This is a genomic window from Lonsdalea quercina, from assembly GCF_900107885.1.
Taxonomy (GTDB): Bacteria; Pseudomonadota; Gammaproteobacteria; order Enterobacterales; family Enterobacteriaceae; genus Lonsdalea; species Lonsdalea quercina.
Genome location: NZ_FNQS01000002.1, coordinates 50,108 through 65,277, shown reverse-complemented (window position 1 = coordinate 65,277; position 15,170 = coordinate 50,108). Strand labels below are relative to the sequence as shown.

The 15,170-nt window shown below is 53.5% G+C and carries 14 protein-coding genes; 5 read left to right on the top strand and 9 right to left on the bottom strand.

Annotated elements, in window-relative coordinates; genetic code table 11:
- Position 1 precedes the first annotated feature (1 nt).
- Both phoQ and BLU64_RS03170 read left to right on the top strand, forming a co-directional pair.
- The gene (gene phoQ / locus BLU64_RS03175; RefSeq protein ID WP_036152758.1) at positions 2-1,453 is read left to right on the top strand and encodes a two-component system sensor histidine kinase PhoQ; all 1,452 of its coding nucleotides are present in this window, start codon (positions 2-4) and stop codon (positions 1,451-1,453) included.
- Between the two features lie 66 nt (positions 1,454-1,519).
- Positions 1,520-2,641 carry a ribosomal protein uL16 3-hydroxylase gene (locus tag BLU64_RS03170; protein WP_026742375.1) on the top strand — a complete coding sequence of 374 codons (1,122 nt, stop codon included), beginning with the start codon at positions 1,520-1,522 and terminating at the stop codon, positions 2,639-2,641.
- Between the two features lie 100 nt (positions 2,642-2,741).
- Here BLU64_RS03170 and pepT read toward each other — a convergent pair whose 3' ends face one another.
- The 8 genes from pepT to BLU64_RS03130 form a co-directional block, all read right to left on the bottom strand.
- Positions 2,742-4,010, bottom strand: coding sequence for a peptidase T (pepT, locus tag BLU64_RS03165; protein ID WP_074727909.1), 1,269 nt, complete (start codon positions 4,008-4,010; stop codon positions 2,742-2,744).
- Positions 4,011-4,285: 275 nt separating this feature from the next.
- The gene (locus tag BLU64_RS03160; RefSeq protein ID WP_026742374.1) at positions 4,286-4,534 is read right to left on the bottom strand and encodes a FeoC-like transcriptional regulator; all 249 of its coding nucleotides are present in this window, start codon (positions 4,532-4,534) and stop codon (positions 4,286-4,288) included.
- Between the two features lie 36 nt (positions 4,535-4,570).
- Positions 4,571-6,892 carry a Fe(2+) transporter permease subunit FeoB gene (gene feoB, locus BLU64_RS03155; RefSeq protein ID WP_074727908.1) on the bottom strand — a complete coding sequence of 774 codons (2,322 nt, stop codon included), beginning with the start codon at positions 6,890-6,892 and terminating at the stop codon, positions 4,571-4,573.
- A gap of 24 nt (positions 6,893-6,916) precedes the next feature.
- Positions 6,917-7,144 (bottom strand): FeoA family protein, encoded by a 228-nt coding sequence (locus BLU64_RS03150; protein WP_026742372.1) that lies wholly within the window; start codon positions 7,142-7,144, stop codon positions 6,917-6,919.
- A gap of 1 nt (position 7,145) precedes the next feature.
- Positions 7,146-7,400 carry a FeoA family protein gene (locus BLU64_RS03145; RefSeq protein WP_026742371.1) on the bottom strand — a complete coding sequence of 85 codons (255 nt, stop codon included), beginning with the start codon at positions 7,398-7,400 and terminating at the stop codon, positions 7,146-7,148.
- Positions 7,401-7,689: 289 nt separating this feature from the next.
- The gene (gene prc / locus BLU64_RS03140) at positions 7,690-9,708 is read right to left on the bottom strand and encodes a carboxy terminal-processing peptidase (protein WP_026742370.1); all 2,019 of its coding nucleotides are present in this window, start codon (positions 9,706-9,708) and stop codon (positions 7,690-7,692) included.
- Positions 9,709-9,727: 19 nt separating this feature from the next.
- Complete coding sequence (gene proQ / locus BLU64_RS03135) at positions 9,728-10,450, bottom strand: RNA chaperone ProQ (RefSeq protein ID WP_026742369.1); 723 nt, start codon at positions 10,448-10,450, stop codon at positions 9,728-9,730.
- Positions 10,451-10,545: 95 nt separating this feature from the next.
- Positions 10,546-11,040: a GAF domain-containing protein gene (locus BLU64_RS03130; protein WP_074728050.1), complete on the bottom strand. Its 495-nt coding sequence runs from the start codon at positions 11,038-11,040 to the stop codon at positions 10,546-10,548.
- Between the two features lie 266 nt (positions 11,041-11,306).
- On the opposite strand from BLU64_RS03130, the gene rsmF reads away from it, so the two are divergent.
- The gene (gene rsmF, locus BLU64_RS03125; protein WP_026742367.1) at positions 11,307-12,755 is read left to right on the top strand and encodes a 16S rRNA (cytosine(1407)-C(5))-methyltransferase RsmF; all 1,449 of its coding nucleotides are present in this window, start codon (positions 11,307-11,309) and stop codon (positions 12,753-12,755) included.
- A gap of 117 nt (positions 12,756-12,872) precedes the next feature.
- Positions 12,873-13,064: a YdfD/YebW family protein gene (locus BLU64_RS03120; RefSeq protein ID WP_026742366.1), complete on the top strand. Its 192-nt coding sequence runs from the start codon at positions 12,873-12,875 to the stop codon at positions 13,062-13,064.
- Positions 13,065-13,269: 205 nt separating this feature from the next.
- Here the strand turns inward: BLU64_RS03120 and BLU64_RS03115 are convergent, their stop codons facing one another.
- Positions 13,270-14,139, bottom strand: coding sequence for a phage repressor protein CI (locus BLU64_RS03115; protein ID WP_026742365.1), 870 nt, complete (start codon positions 14,137-14,139; stop codon positions 13,270-13,272).
- Positions 14,140-14,599: 460 nt separating this feature from the next.
- Here BLU64_RS03115 and BLU64_RS03110 point away from each other — a divergent pair, with 460 nt between their 5' ends.
- Positions 14,600-14,764, top strand: coding sequence for a hypothetical protein (locus BLU64_RS03110; protein ID WP_235195089.1), 165 nt, complete (start codon positions 14,600-14,602; stop codon positions 14,762-14,764).
- The last annotated feature ends 406 nt before the right edge of the window (positions 14,765-15,170 follow it).

Genomic DNA, 15,170 nt, shown 5'->3' with positions numbered 1-15,170 from the left:
CATGATCAAAAAATCGCCCCTGTCATTACGCTTTCGCTTTCTAATCGCCACCGCCGCCGTCGTGCTGGCGCTCACACTCTCCTACGGTGGGGTGGCTATCGTGGGCTATAGCGTTAGCTTCGATAAAACGTCTTTCCGTCTTCTTCGGGGCGAAAGCAACCTATTTTATAGCCTAGCCCAGTGGCGGGATAATCAATTGACCATCGCCCAGCCGGACGAGATTGATATTAATTACCCCACGCTGGTGTTCATCTACGATCAGCACGGCAAACTATTGTGGCGCGAGCGCGCGGTGCCCGAGCTAGAATCGCGGTTAAAACCAGAATGGCTGTCCAAAACAGATTATCATGAGCTGGATACCGACCCCAACACCAGCAACGCCGTGCTGCAAGGTAGCCCTGCCATCCAGAATCGCCTCAAAGGTTACAGCTTTGAAGAAAAAAAACCGTTTACCCACTCCGTAGCCGTTAATGTCTATCGCGCCTCCGATCATCTGCCACAGCTAACCATCGTCGTCGTCGACCGTGTTCCTCAGGAGCTACAGCAGGCGGATGTTGTCTGGGAATGGTTCCGCTACGTCTTCATAGCCCATCTTGTACTCGTCCTTCCCCTGCTGTGGCTGGCGGCCCACTGGAGCTTAAGACCAATCAAGAATCTGGCTAACCAAATACAGGAACTCGAAAACGGCAGTCGTGAAAATCTGGATGAGCGGCCGCCTCGGGAGCTGAACAGCCTGGTCCGCAACCTGAACACGCTGCTCAAGAACGAACGCAAGCGCTACCATAAGTACCGTACCGCGTTGACCGATCTGACCCACAGTCTCAAAACGCCTCTGGCCGTGCTGCAAACCACGCTGCGCGCCCTGCGTACCGGCAAAGAGCTCACCATCGAGCAGGCGGAACCCGAGATGCTGACGCAGATTAGTCGGATATCTCAGCAGATCGGCTACTACCTGCATCGCGCCAGCGTTCATACGGATCACCTCAGCATTACCCGGGAAGTTCAGTCGGTTCCTGCCATGCTGGACGGCCTTTGCTCCGCCCTCAATAAGGTGTATCAGCGTAAAGGCGTCTCTCTGTCACTCGATATCGCGCCAGAGACGACATTCATTGGCGAAAAAAATGACTTTATGGAAGTGATGGGCAATATCCTCGATAACGCCTGCAAATACAGTTTGGAATTCGTCGAAATCAGCGCCCAATATTCAGGCCATATGCTGCACCTGATCGTTGAAGATGACGGCCCCGGCATCCTGACAAGCAAGCGGGAAGTCATTTTTCAGCGTGGCCAGCGGGCGGATACGATGCGTCCCGGTCAGGGCATCGGTCTCGCCGTCGCGGTAGAGATTATCGAGCAATATCAGGGGGAGATTATCATCGGTGAGAGTCCGCTGGGCGGCGCCAAAGTCGAAGCGATTTTCGGCCGCCAGCACCTCCATCAAAACGACCGTTGAAAGGTCCGCACAGTACTGGCGGTTCCGTTATAATCGCCTTCAGCCCTCTGATAATGGAAATGTACGATGGACTACCAACTTAATCTCGATTGGCCGGATTTTCTGGCTCGCTACTGGCAAAAACGTCCTGTGGTGATCAAGGGCGGCTTCACGTCGTTTGCCGATCCCCTTAGTCCTGACGAGCTGGCCGGTCTGGCGTTGGAAAACGAGGTGGACAGCCGCCTGGTCAGTCATCAGGACGGACGCTGGGCCGTCAGCCACGGTCCCTTCGACAGCTACGATCACTTAGGTGAAACCAACTGGTCACTGCTGGTACAGGCGGTAGACCATTGGCATGAACCGTCGGCCGCGCTGATGCGCCCTTTCCGCCATCTTCCGGACTGGCGTATCGACGATCTGATGATCTCATTCTCGGTCCCCGGCGGCGGCGTAGGCCCGCACCTCGACCAGTACGATGTTTTCATCATCCAGGGAACCGGTCGACGCCGCTGGCGTGTCGGCGAGAAAGTGCCGATGAAACAACATTGTCCGCATCCCGACCTGCTACAGGTCGCTCCGTTCGAAGCCATCATCGACGAAGAGCTGCTGCCGGGCGATATCCTGTATATTCCGCCCGCCTTCCCGCACGAAGGCTATGCGCTGGAAAATTCGATGAACTACTCCGTGGGATTCCGCGCGCCCAGCGCGCGTGAGTTGGTCAGCGGCTTTGCCGATTACGTTCTGGCACGCGAATTGGGCAGCCATCGTTATAGCGATCCGGATATCACGCCGCGCGAGCATCCCGCTACCGTGCAACCGGCAGAACTGGATCGCCTTCAGCAGATGATGCTGGATCTGGTGCAACAGCCGGAATCGTTCCGGCTGTGGTTTGGCGAGTTTATCTCTCAGTCGCGCCACGAGTTGGATCTGTCGCCGGCGGAACCGCCCTATCAGTCGGGAGAAATCTACGAGTTGATGCAACAGGGCGAAACGCTGCGTAGACTGGGTGGCCTACGGGTGATCTGGCTGGAGGGACGCTGTTTCGTCAATGGCGAACCGCTAAACAGCCTGCATCAGGAAGCGCTGTCGGCACTGGCGGAACACCCTATTATCGACAGCGAAATGCTGGGGGGCGCATTGGACGATCCGTCCTTCCTCGCAGAGCTGACCGCGCTGATTAATATCGGCTACTGGTACTTCGCAGACTAACCACCGAGACCTCCCTTTGTTCACGCATCCGAATAACGGGATGCGTGACGCCAGCCCCCTGTCGCTTTCGCTCATCATCATGACGCCGAACGAAACGCGCTCAGACTTTGATCGAATACCCGTGCTGCGTTTGCAATGATTCACGCGTATTTTGGGCTGTCAGTTCGGCGATATTCATGATAACGGCCACGGCGCTTTCCATTCCTTCTACAGTGACAAACTCATGTTTGCCGTGATAGTTGTAGCCACCGGTGAATAAATTGGGACAAGGTAATCCGCGAAAAGAGAGCTGCGCCCCATCTGTACCACCGCGGATCGGCTTCATCACCGGTTCAATCCCACATTTGCGCATGGCCTGCTGCGCCAGAGCGATGACATGCGGATGCTGTTCCACCTGCTCGCGCATGTTGTAATAGCTGTCGGCCATGCTCACTTCGATATAGCACTCAGGATGAAGCCCCTTCCCGACCTGTGCGGCAATATCCATCATGGTCTTTTTGCGCTGTTCGAATCCGCTGCGTTCGAAGTCGCGAATGATGTATTTCATTTCCGCCCGTTCGACCGTGCCTTTAATGCCGTGAAGATGATAAAACCCCTGGTAGCCGTCGGTGTGCTCGGGAGACTCGTCGGCTGGCACCCGTTGGTGGAAACGCGTCGCGAGCGTCAGCGCATTGACCATCACGCCTTTCGCGCTGCCCGGATGAACGTTGTTGCCGACGATTTTGACCGTAGCGGAAGCCGCATTGAAATTTTCATACTCCAGTTCGCCGATACCGCCGCCATCCACGGTGTATGCCCACTCGGCCCCAAAGCGCGCCACATCGAAATATTGAGCGCCTTTACCCACTTCCTCATCCGGCGTAAAGGCGATACGGATATCGCCATGCGGGATCTGTCGCTTTTTGAGGCGAGCGATGGCGGTGATGATCTCGGCAATACCGGCTTTGTCGTCAGCGCCCAGCAACGTTTTACCATCTGTGGTGATCAGCGTATGCCCCAGCAGTTGATGCAGCACGGGGAACATGACCGGCGACAACACTTCCTCTCCCACGCCAAGCGCAATGTCGCCGCCGCGGTAGTTTTCAACAATCTGCGGATTGACATGTTTCCCGGTGTAGTCCGGGGACGTGTCCATATGGGCGATAAAGCCGATGGTCGGCACAGACCAGGCGACATTGCTCGGCAGCGTCGCGGTAACACAGCCATGATTTCCGACCGTCACCTGCGCCAATCCCAAGCCTATCAATTCTTGCTGTAGAACCTGTGCCAGCTTCCATTGCCCATCGGTGCTCGGCACCTGCCGCACGCCCGGTTTGGATTGGGTATCAAAAGACACGTAGTTTAAAAAACGATCGAGTAATTTTTCCATCTTTAACTCCCTTGGATGGACCGCAGGTTGCATTATGAAGAGGGCTTTCCAGGTTGATATTGCGTCATATCAGTTTTTATTAGTTTCGCTACATAACGATAGTCTATAAATCGCCGCCAAAGCCGCTTCAGAGCTGGAAAAGGAGAAGCATGTGAAAATGCATGTAGCGAAACCGCCTAACCCGCAACGTTAGCGATATGTTTTCATAACATAAAAAGAACAGGAAATTCCCGCTAAACTTTAAGCAAATTCAGCGGGAAATCAGAGAGGAACGATCAGCGCGTTGCGATCTCAGAGGGCGTCTCCAGCCACTCGTAATACTGGCTGAGACTTTTGTCACAGGAGCAGCAACTGCCGCATTGACTGCTCACGGGCGCCGCGTGAAAGCGAACCTGCCCTTTCTGAACCCAAATGCTCATCATGCCGTCAATCACGCCGGGTTCGACATGAAATGCGACGCTGATGTCATGTACCGAGACTTGACGCTTTGCGCGAACAAAATCGCGTAACTCTATCAAGGTCATGCATTACCCCCTTGCGACCCTTTTGCAGGCGCCGTGTCATTGCACATGGTGGGCCAGCCGCTGCTGCGATACCCCACGATGACGTAGCAATAGCGCAGTCATCCCCCCCATCAAGGCAACACCGGCGATAGCTACCGTCGAGTACAGCGGGTGTCGGGCAAAGCGACCAATCTGATACACCAACACGGCGGCGCCATAGCCTAGCTCGATCGTCCAGGCGACGCAGAACAGTGTCCAGCCTGTCCCCACCTCACGCCAAATTGCGGACACCGCCGCCACACAAGGTACATACAGCAACACCATCAGCAGATAGCTAAATGCGCCTAAGCGGCCATCAAACTGTTGGCTTATCACCGTCAGAGAGGTCACCGAAAACTCATTATCTTTCGCGACTGTCGCCGTATCACTGAGATCTCCAATTTCAATTCCCAGGGGATTTAGCAACGCGTCGCCAAGCTTGCCGAAGTTTTCCGGCAGCGTCGCTAACGCTTCTTGAACACCGCCCCACAAGCTAAATGGCGCGTCTGCTTCGTTATCGGCGCCGCTTTGTTGACTCGCCATCGTGCCGTAGAGCGAATCCAGCGTCCCCACAACCGCCTCCTTGGCGAAAATACCGGTAAACACACCGACAGCCGCCGGCCAGTTGTCCTGCGAGATCCCCATCGGTTTAAAGACTGGCACCATCTCCTGACCGATAACGGAAAGTACGGACTTCTGGGTGTTCTGATTGCCGAACGTACCGTCTGTCCCCAGCGAGTTGAAGAAGCTTAGCACCGTCACGACCACCACTATCAGCTTGCCAGCCCGCAGCACGAAGCCTTTTAGTCGCTCCCAGGTTCTAACCAGCACGCTGTTCAGTCCGGGCAGGTGGTACGGCGGTATTTCCATGACGAAAGACGAAGCATCGCCCTGCAGCGCGGTTTTTTTCAACAGAAAGCCGGTGCCGATAGCTGCGGCGATACCAATCAGGTAAAGTCCAAATATTAGATTCTGGCCTCCCTGAGTGAATAACGCGGTTGCGAACAACACATACACGGGCAACCGCGCACCACAGGACATGAAGGGCGCCATCATCACCGTGACGATTCTGTCGCTTTGCTTTTCCATTGTTCGTGTCGCCATCACGGCTGGCACATTACAGCCAAAGCCGACGATCAGCGGCACGAAGGCTTTCCCAGGTAGCCCGAAACTCCGCATGAAGCGATCCATGACGAATGCCGCTCGCGCCATATAACCGGAGTCTTCCAGATAGGACAAGAAAAGGTACAGGCAAGCAATCACGGGGATAAAGGTCGAGACGGTCTGTATACCGGATCCGACCCCATCAGCCAGCAGCGTCTTCAGCCATTCAGGGCTGTGGAGCGCCAATAAGAGTTCGCCGAAACCTTTAACAAAGAGGGTTTCGGACAGTTTGTCGAAGAAATCGATCAAGGCGCTGCCGATGTTGATGGTGAAGATAAACATCAGGTACATCACCAACAGGAAAATCGGGATCCCCAATAGACGGTGAAGCACAATCCGGTCGATTTTGTCAGTCAATGTGGCCGAGATTTCGCCACGGCGGACTACCGCGTGGTTGGCAACCGACGCCGCGAACCGATAGCGGGCGTCAGCCAAAAAGATATCCAGCTCGTCGCCGTAGTGTTCTTCCAACGCAGCCACCTTTCCGTCGGCAATGATCAGCACATCTTCCGGGATGTGGCTGCGCATCGTGATATCGCGCTCTAGCAGCTGGAGCGCCGACCAGTAGGCATTCACGCTGGCCGATTGGCGCTCCAGCAAGTTGGCGATCGACTGTGCGGCCTCATACAAAGGCGGATCGTAAGGCACCTCAACCGGAGGAATCGCAGGATGCTCCAACGCCTCCTGGCACATCGCCTTCAGCAAGCTTATCCCCCGCTTCTTCGTCGCGGTAATCGCGATGACCGGACAGCCCAATTCTCGTCGCAGCGCATCTATATCAATATCCAACTTACGAGAAGCGGCGATGTCCATCATGTTGACCGCCACCACTATCGGCACCTTCATGTCCAGCAGCTGTGAGGTGAGGTACAGGTTACGCTCCAGATTGGCGGCATCGACGATATTCAACACCAGCTGGGCTTCGCCAGCCAGAATGTAATCGCGCGCGACACGCTCGTCTTCGGCACTCTCGGAAGACGGATTGAGAGAGTAGACGCCTGGCAGATCCACCAGAGTGATCCGACGGTCCTCAAGACGGCATTCCCCGACTTTTTTTTCTACCGTCACGCCAGGCCAGTTGCCGACCGTCTGTTGACTCCCGGTCAATGCGTTGAAAAGCGTGGTTTTACCGCAGTTGGGATTTCCTACGACACAAATAACGGATTGCGTATCCATAACATCCTTACTCGCTGAGCAGCATTAACACTGTTCCAAGATCATGATTTTGGCTTCATTTTTACGTACGCTGATGGCGGAGCCTCGCACACGCAGTTCGATGGGATCTCCCAGCGGCGCCACCCGCGACACGGTGAATTCGACGCCCGGAGTCACGCCAAGCGCCAGTAGCCGCTTGCGGTAATCTGCGGCGCCTTTCTGATATCCCACGACTTTCCAGTGGGTTCCGGCGGTCAGAGTTTCTAATGTCATGTTATCCATTCCTTCCTAACTGCTGTGGCGATACCCACACCTGCTTACCCATATCCCAGTTGATGGCGATTCGGCTGTCGCCTGCGGCCAGCATTAACGGCTGATTGACCTCGCGCTGAATAACCCGGACGTCTCGTCCGATACGGATACCCAGATCCATCAGCCGTTGCTGCTGTTCGCCCGCGAGACGTATACGCGCGACCACGCTATGTGTGTTAAGGGGAACATCGAGCAGTGTTTGAATACATAAGGTCATCCGCGGACCTCCTATCTATCCCTGTCATGCGGGAGTGTGCTTAAACGGCTGTCTTTTTGTGAGATAAAAAGACAAGTAAGAATAATTCTTAATATATTTCAGTCGACAGTTTGCCGTTTGACTCATATCAAAGCAGGCATAGGTAGGCGTTATAAAACAGAAAATGTGACGATTCGTTGAGAATCAGACGCATTGGAATCGCGAAAAAAACAGGGATAAAAACGGGGGATAGAAACAAACAGGCCCCGGCGTTATTCGCCAGGGCCTGTTATTCATACTGCGAGGTTTATCATTTAGCCTGTTTTTGCAGAGCTAAATCTTCAGCAATCTGCACAGTTTGATCCAGATACGGATCCGGCTCCTGATAATCCTTCGGCAACGCATCCAGAGACTTCAGCGTCGGTTTCCCCTGACGGGCCAACCGCTCATTGATTCGCTGCAGACGAATTGCTTCATCGTCATTGTTCTCTTTCTGGCGCTGAGCCAAATTCAAAGAAACACGGTCGCGTTTCTCCTTGAGCGCCTTGAAGCGAGCGACATCCTGCTGGATGTACTGGAACTCGGGATCTTTGGCGATACGCTGGTCGTAATCCGCCTTCAGGACCGGCAACAATGCGGTGAAATCACCCATTTTGGTGTAATCAGCCGGTTTGATACTGTCCCACGGCAAGGCGTTGTCTTCGAACTTCTCTCCGGTCTCAATCGTTTCCAGCCCAGTCGGCATAATGATGTCAGGCGTTACGCCTTTACGCTGGGTGCTGCCGCCATTGATACGGTAGAACTTCTGGATCGTGTACTGCACCGAACCGAGCGCTGGCCAATCCGGGCGCAGCATCTGATCGTAGATGCGATTTAGGGACCGATATTGCTGCACAGTGCCTTTACCGAAGGTCGGTTCGCCCACAATCAACGCGCGTCCGTAATCCTGCATCGCCGCGGCGAAGATTTCCGACGCTGAGGCGCTGAAGCGGTCTACCAGAACTACCAACGGACCTTTGTAATAGAGGGTGGCATCGGTATCGCTGTCCTCACGGATCTTGCCGTTATTATCGCGAATCTGTACCACGGGACCGCTCGGGATAAACAGTCCGGAAAGGCTGACGGCTTCAGTCAGCGCTCCGCCGCCGTTACCCCGTAGGTCAATGATCACGCTGCTGACGTTCTCGGCTTCCAGTTTCTGGAGCTGAACTTTTACGTCATCCGTCAGCCCCACGTAGAAACCGGGGATATCCAGTACGCCGACTTTATCCTTACCGGCATTTTTGATGGTCATTTTGACCGCACGATCTTCAAGGCGAATACGCTCACGCGTCAGCGTTACCGTTTTGGCTTTCGTACCTTTGCCGGCCGGGAGGATCTCAAGGCGTACCTTGCTGCCTTTCGGTCCCTTGATCAATGCGACGACATCATCCAATCGCCATCCGATAACGTCCACCATCGGTTTTCCCGTCTGACCGACTGCGACAATGCGGTCGCCGACTACGATGCGTTTGCTCTTCATCGCCGGGCCGCCCGGCACCATGGAGTTGATCACGGCGTAATCTTCATCCATTTGCAATACGGCACCGATGCCTTCAAGAGACAGGCTCATTTCGGTATTGAACTGTTCGGTATTGCGTGGGGAAAGATAGCTGGTGTGCGGGTCTATCTCACGCGCGAGTGAGTTCATCACGAGCTGGAAAACGTCTTCGCTGTTGGTCTGAACCAGTCGGCGAATCGCCGACTGATAGCGCTTAGTCAGAATATCTTTGATTTCGCTGTCGGTTTTTTCCGTCAGTTTCAGGCTGAGCCAGTCGAACTTAACCTTCGCGTCCCACAGACGGTTCAGCTCGTCCTGCGAGTTCGGCCAAGGCGCTTTGTCTCGATCGAGGTCGATGTAGTCGTTGCCCGTAAGGTTCATCGGTTTGTTCAGCAGCGACAACGCATACTGATAACGCTCGAAGCGACGTTTCTGCGCCAGGTTGTATAACGCATAAGGCAAGTCCAGTCGACCATTGTTCAGGTCTTGACCCAACTGCCCTTTTTGCTTGTCGAACTGCGCTACATCAGACGCTAACAGCACATTGTGGCTGTAGTCGAGCATGTTGAGGTAGCGAGCAAAAATTTTGTCTGAGAACTGTTCATCCAGCATGAATTGCCGGTAATGGGAACGCAAAAACCGTGACGAGACGCGCTCACTAACGGTGGCATCTTGCGCTTCCGGCTGCAATTGTGGAATCTGATCGACCCGCGTGATGTTCTCATTGGCAAAACTGCTGCCCGCCAACAGAAGGCAGCTCAATACGGTCGATTTTACGAATTTGTTCATGCCGAGGTTGGCCTCCGTATCAGAACTGCAAGTGTTCTGCGCGTACGATCATCGCCATTCCTGAAGCCAACTGAACTCTGACTCCATCTTTGGCGACTTCAAGCACAGTGGCATCCATGGCGCTTTTGCCCGCTCTGACTTTGATTTCCTGGCCGATGTGCAGGCTGGAGATATCCGTCACAGCCTGTCGCGGCGCCTGCTGATCTTCTCGAGCCGCACGAGACTGGCGCGGTCGATCCGATGAGGATGTTGGTGCTGTACGAGAAGAAGGCTGGCGCGGCTTACGTGTGGTGGAAGCGCCGTTGTCGCGGCGGGGCGAGTTTTTACCCGCGGAAGGACGTCTACGTGCAGGTTCGGCAGCATCGCCCCCTTCCGCCCGTTTCTTAGCCTGCTGTTCAGCACGACGTGCCTGGACTCGGGCTTTCGCTTCTTCCAACTGTTTACGCGCATGCTCTACGTGCTGCTCTTCCAGCTCTCCGCAAGGATTACCGTCCAGATCGACACGCTGCGCTCCCAGCTTGATGCCATACAGATAACGCCAGCTGGAGGTGTAGAGCCTCAACGCTGAACGCAACTGCGTTTTACTGATGTTATCGGACTCGGGCACGCGAGCGGCCAGATCCTGAAAAATACCGATTTTTAACGGCCGTGCTTCGCCTTCAATGGAGAAACAGAGCGGGAAATGCTCTGCCAGATAAGCGATGACTTCTTTACTACTATTCAACTTAGGTTGATTTTCCATGAAATTTCCTGATTACAACGGGTTCGCCAACCGGCGCAGGCATGAACAGGCGTCATTATAATGACGTCATCGGCAATTGCTACGTTATCCGTGTCTCAACTGAGAGAATTGATGAAACTAAGTACATCGCTGTTTTCCAGTTGAGCATTGAGCGTTGAAACAACGGCACTCAACCCGGCTTCGTCATCGGCATCAAACCGCTGGTATTCCGGGCTATCGATATCCAGCACGCCAATAAATTGTTCATTGACCACCAGCGGCAATACGATTTCTGCATTGCTTGCCGCATCACAGGCGATATGGCCGGGAAATGCGTGAACATCCCCCACCCGCTGTACCTGTTTTTCCGATACCGCCCGACCGCATACACCTTTACCCGCAGGAATACGGACGCACGCGACGCGCCCCTGAAACGGGCCAAGGAACAGCGTGTCCTGATCGAGCAGGTAAAAACCGGCCCAATTAACGCGTTCCAGCCGTTCGTACAACAAGGCGCTGCTGTTTGCCAGTATAGTAATAAATCGGTTTTCACCCGCGATCAGTGACGATAAATCCCTCACCAACTCTTCGTAAAATTCTTGTTTTTTCATCATACGGTAAGATTTTCTTTCCAAACTGCCCAGTGTTTCACGCCGACGCGCCATTAAATAAGTATTCAGACCAGGATGCTACTAGATTTCTTCATTCGCATAAAATCAGCAAATGCGGATCCATTAAAATTCAGGACAGTCTCACTTCCCAACTGACGTCTTACCCGCTTATCCCCGGAACAAGGCGGCAGGGACCGCCCCGAACCAGCAAGTCATGACTTTATGCTAAAATCCGCGCTTTGCTTTTGCCCTAACGGAAATTGCCAGTGGCCAAACCTATCCCAGCAACGCTCTCAGCCGAATTCATCGATGCCACTCAGCGCATCATGCCAAGCCATCTCTCAATGGATGATTTCATTGCGGCCTGTCAACGACCTCTGCGTCGCAGTATCCGGGTCAACACCCTCAAGATTAGCGTAGCGGACTTCTGTGCGCTTGCCGCAGCCCATGGGTGGGCGCTGGAATCCATCCCCTGGTGTGAGACGGGATTTTGGCTGACGAATGCGGATGAAGAAGTGGTGCGGCTCGGCAATACGCTTGAGCACCTCGCCGGCTTGTTTTACATCCAAGAAGCCAGCTCGATGCTGCCCGTCAGCGCACTCTTTTCAGGTGGAGCGCAGCCACAACGTGTGCTGGATGTTGCAGCGGCGCCAGGCTCGAAAACTACGCAAATCGCAGCGCTGATGAATAATCAAGGCGGTATCGTCGCCAACGAGTATGCGGCCAGTCGGGTAAAAGTATTGCATGCCAATTTACACCGATGCGGTGTCAGTAATACCGCACTGACGCATTTTGACGGGCGCGTCTTCGGCAGCGCGTTGCCGGAGAGCTTTGACGCCGTGCTACTGGATGCCCCTTGTTCCGGCGAAGGCGTAGTCAGGAAAGATCCCGCAGCGATGAGTCACTGGTCGCTTGAAAGTATCGCGAACATCGCTGCAACCCAGCGCGAGCTGATCATGAGTGCGTTCCACGCCTTGAAGCCGGGAGGAACGCTGATTTACTCCACCTGCACCCTTAACCACCATGAAAATCAGGAGGTTTGCCGCTGGCTGCTAGCGCAATTCCCGGACGCCTGTGTGATTGAACCTTTAAACGACCTATTTCCAACAGCTCATCAGGCCGCGACTGAGGACGGTTTTCTGCACGTTTTCCCTCAGATTTTCGATAGCGAGGGATTCTTCGTCGCACGCCTGAGAAAAACCGCCAGCGTGCCGCCATTGCCGCATCCGGGCTTTAAAATGGGCAAGTTTCCATTTAGTCCGCTACAAGGCAAAGTAGCGCAGCAACTCATTGCCGCAGCTCGTGAACAAGGTATCGAATGGTGCGGAGAGCAACTTCAATTGTGGCAGCGCGATGATGAAATCTGGTTATTCCCCGTCGCGTTGACACCGTTGCTTGGAAAAGTCCGCTTCTCCAGAGTCGGGGTCAAGCTAGCCGAGCGCTATGCCAAAGGCTATCGCTGGCAGCATGAGGCAATTGTCGCATTGGGGGATGTAACCGCCTCCGCCGCGTTTGAACTAAATGCCGCAGAGACCCAGGCGTGGTTTCAGGGAAAGGATGTCTATCCCGAAGCGTTGCCCGATGTCAGCGAAGCACTGTTAATTTGGCGCAACGCCACGCTGGGAATCGCGAAACGCATCGGCAGCCGGTTTAAAAACGCGCTTCCACGGGACCTGGTTCGCGATGGCGCCAGCGCCGCTCCTTGCGGCGACTAATACTGTGACTTCCGGGATGCGGCTCAGGCATCCCCTTTCTTACTCACTTTCAACTACACTTCCCGCATTAGCCTGTTAGTTCTCAAGCCCTCATTCATCCAGAGAGGAAGGCATTTCATGTTCGTATTGATCATTTTTGTCTGCTATGTGGGCGGGAGTTGTGAAGACCTGGTTACGGGCATTTATGAGACAGAAACACAATGTTTGAAAACCATGGGTGAGCAACGCATTCGAAATGGCGGATGTTATCCCATCGAAGACTTTATCGACGGGTTCTGGCGCCCCGCGCAAGAATACCGCGACATGTAATCAGTCGCTAATGTCTGCACCGCATCACACTGGCAAGCAGCGGTATAAACCGATAAACACGGCGCACACGCACAGGACTGCGTCATCAGATTCAGCTTATCCACAAAGCGCGCTTTGTTAATTCCGCAAATTCATGCTCCAGTAAATCTGGTATGACCCATTCACCTGCGGTGACGTAGAGCGAAGCGATAGGCGCTTCGCCCCTTCAGACATTGCGGATAATGGTTAAGACCACCAGTCCAACCGGCGACACTTCATCAGCTCCGCACTGGAATTGCGCGGCACTGCCTGTCACGGAGATCTTTTTACCCGGCAGCAGCGAAACATCATAGATATCGTTTCTGCCGTCTATATCCAGCAGCCAACGACCGTTAGCCAGGCAGGTAACGCCAGTATCCACCAGCCATGACGCGGTACTGCCTTCCACTAACAGAGGCGAATGCACGCCTGCAGGCAGGAGCACGGAATCTGCTTTCCAGTCACTGTCTAGTTGAAGCTTGCCCGCCTTGAGCGTCTTACGCGGCACCAAAACGGTATCCCCGGCATCATTTGCGTCAGTATGCCTTATGTGATGGGGAGATCCTTTGCCGATAGCCAGCCACTCCAGCGATACGCCGGTATCCAGCGCGCACGCCACCACGACATCACCCGGGAAAAAATCACGGCGGATCCAGGTGCTGATGGTACCGGGCGCGATATCCAACAGCTCGCCCAGCTCTTTTTGCGTGCTAAAGCCGTAGGCATCAAGCATCCGCCGCAACACGGCACGACCGCCAGAAGCCAGAACTTGGTCATAGAGCGCTTTGCCCTTGAGATCGACGTCTTGATGCAACATCTCAGGCGTGTCAACGAACTCGCCGGTCACCAGCCACCCTGCATCAACGCCGTTATCAAGCGCGCATTTTAGGATAATATTGCCGGGGACACTGCCTCGCTGAACCCAGTTGCTGATGGTATTTGCCGGAATACCTGTCACTTCGCTCAATTCCTTTTGTGTTTTCACCCCATAGCTTGACAGGATTCTCCCCAGCACAGAAACCGCTGCTGTGGTATTGCTTTCTCTGTTCAAAAACACCTCTTGAGCATGGAAATAGATAAGATATGTGCCTTAACCGCCCTAAAAACCGTCACAGCTTTGATTATCGAAGTAAAACTGCGCGACATCTGATGATATTACAATTTTACCGCTATCCAGGATGGAAATATTGCGGCCTTTTCCCCAAATTTCCAGTGCAACGATTCAGTTAACTTACTTACTAATCAAAAAATCGCCACATCAGGCCGCAAGCCCGCTTTTTCCTTTCTCAAGATCACAACCAGCTTAACGACTCATTTTTAATCAATAGGTTATAATCATAGCACTGGGTGTAACGCTAAGAAGTCCATTTCTCAAATTCCGTGGGCAGTTATGGGTTGACGAATATGGCATTCTATAAAATACTGTACATAAATACAGTTAAGAAGACGGGCAGACTATTGTGGAACATCTCGAAAATCAAGAATTGACCTTAGCCAGAATCAAGCTAATTGCGGATATGACGCTACTCTCACATATCCGGCCTGACGAGATGCAAGTCGCGATGTCGTTGATTGCCGATCTGGCTCATGGTGCGGTAGAAGCGGAAGACTTTCAGCAAGCGCTGCAGGACAGCGGCGATATTCAGCGGCTCAAAGCCTGGTTAAATCGGCATTCCTTGTAGACAGCGTTCCCGCACGGCATCCCTGAATAGTTGATGTTTCTGTTAACAAAAAAGTCTTGTCCAAAGGCATTATCTTGCCGTCATTTTTGATATTTATCAGCCTGGACGCGGAAGTTAACAAACCTATTCTCATCCAGTGATTCATCAACACGGGTGACTCACTAAAAATAGTGTCGTTTTGACCTAATGTCTATTAACCGCCTAGGTAGGCTTGTTGGAATAATTTCCAATCTTCGATGGCAAGTCGTATGTGAAAATTTCTACTCGAACCTCAGTATCCCTATCAAGAACGCTTCATATGCAACGGTGATTACCTACCCGAGTCATCAATGATCATTATTATATTTCTTCTGTCAGGCGCACTGATGAATAAATCGTCGTTGGTTTTAAAGCTTTACCGTCAATT

What these genes read in the sequence shown, in the direction of transcription:
- prc (WP_026742370.1), bottom strand. Translation starts at nt 9,708, where the DNA reads ATGAACAAATTCGTAAAATCGACCGTATTGAGCTGCCTTCTGTTGGCG.
- BLU64_RS03110 (WP_235195089.1), top strand. Translation starts at nt 14,600, where the DNA reads ATGACGCTACTCTCACATATCCGGCCTGACGAGATGCAAGTCGCGATG.
- BLU64_RS03160 (WP_026742374.1), bottom strand. Translation starts at nt 4,534, where the DNA reads ATGACCTTGATAGAGTTACGCGATTTTGTTCGCGCAAAGCGTCAAGTC.
- phoQ (WP_036152758.1), top strand. Translation starts at nt 2, where the DNA reads ATGATCAAAAAATCGCCCCTGTCATTACGCTTTCGCTTTCTAATCGCC.
- BLU64_RS03170 (WP_026742375.1), top strand. Translation starts at nt 1,520, where the DNA reads ATGGACTACCAACTTAATCTCGATTGGCCGGATTTTCTGGCTCGCTAC.
- proQ (WP_026742369.1), bottom strand. Translation starts at nt 10,450, where the DNA reads ATGGAAAATCAACCTAAGTTGAATAGTAGTAAAGAAGTCATCGCTTAT.
- pepT (WP_074727909.1), bottom strand. Translation starts at nt 4,010, where the DNA reads ATGGAAAAATTACTCGATCGTTTTTTAAACTACGTGTCTTTTGATACC.
- feoB (WP_074727908.1), bottom strand. Translation starts at nt 6,892, where the DNA reads ATGGATACGCAATCCGTTATTTGTGTCGTAGGAAATCCCAACTGCGGT.
- BLU64_RS03130 (WP_074728050.1), bottom strand. Translation starts at nt 11,040, where the DNA reads ATGAAAAAACAAGAATTTTACGAAGAGTTGGTGAGGGATTTATCGTCA.
- BLU64_RS03120 (WP_026742366.1), top strand. Translation starts at nt 12,873, where the DNA reads ATGTTCGTATTGATCATTTTTGTCTGCTATGTGGGCGGGAGTTGTGAA.
- BLU64_RS03145 (WP_026742371.1), bottom strand. Translation starts at nt 7,400, where the DNA reads ATGACCTTATGTATTCAAACACTGCTCGATGTTCCCCTTAACACACAT.
- BLU64_RS03150 (WP_026742372.1), bottom strand. Translation starts at nt 7,144, where the DNA reads ATGACATTAGAAACTCTGACCGCCGGAACCCACTGGAAAGTCGTGGGA.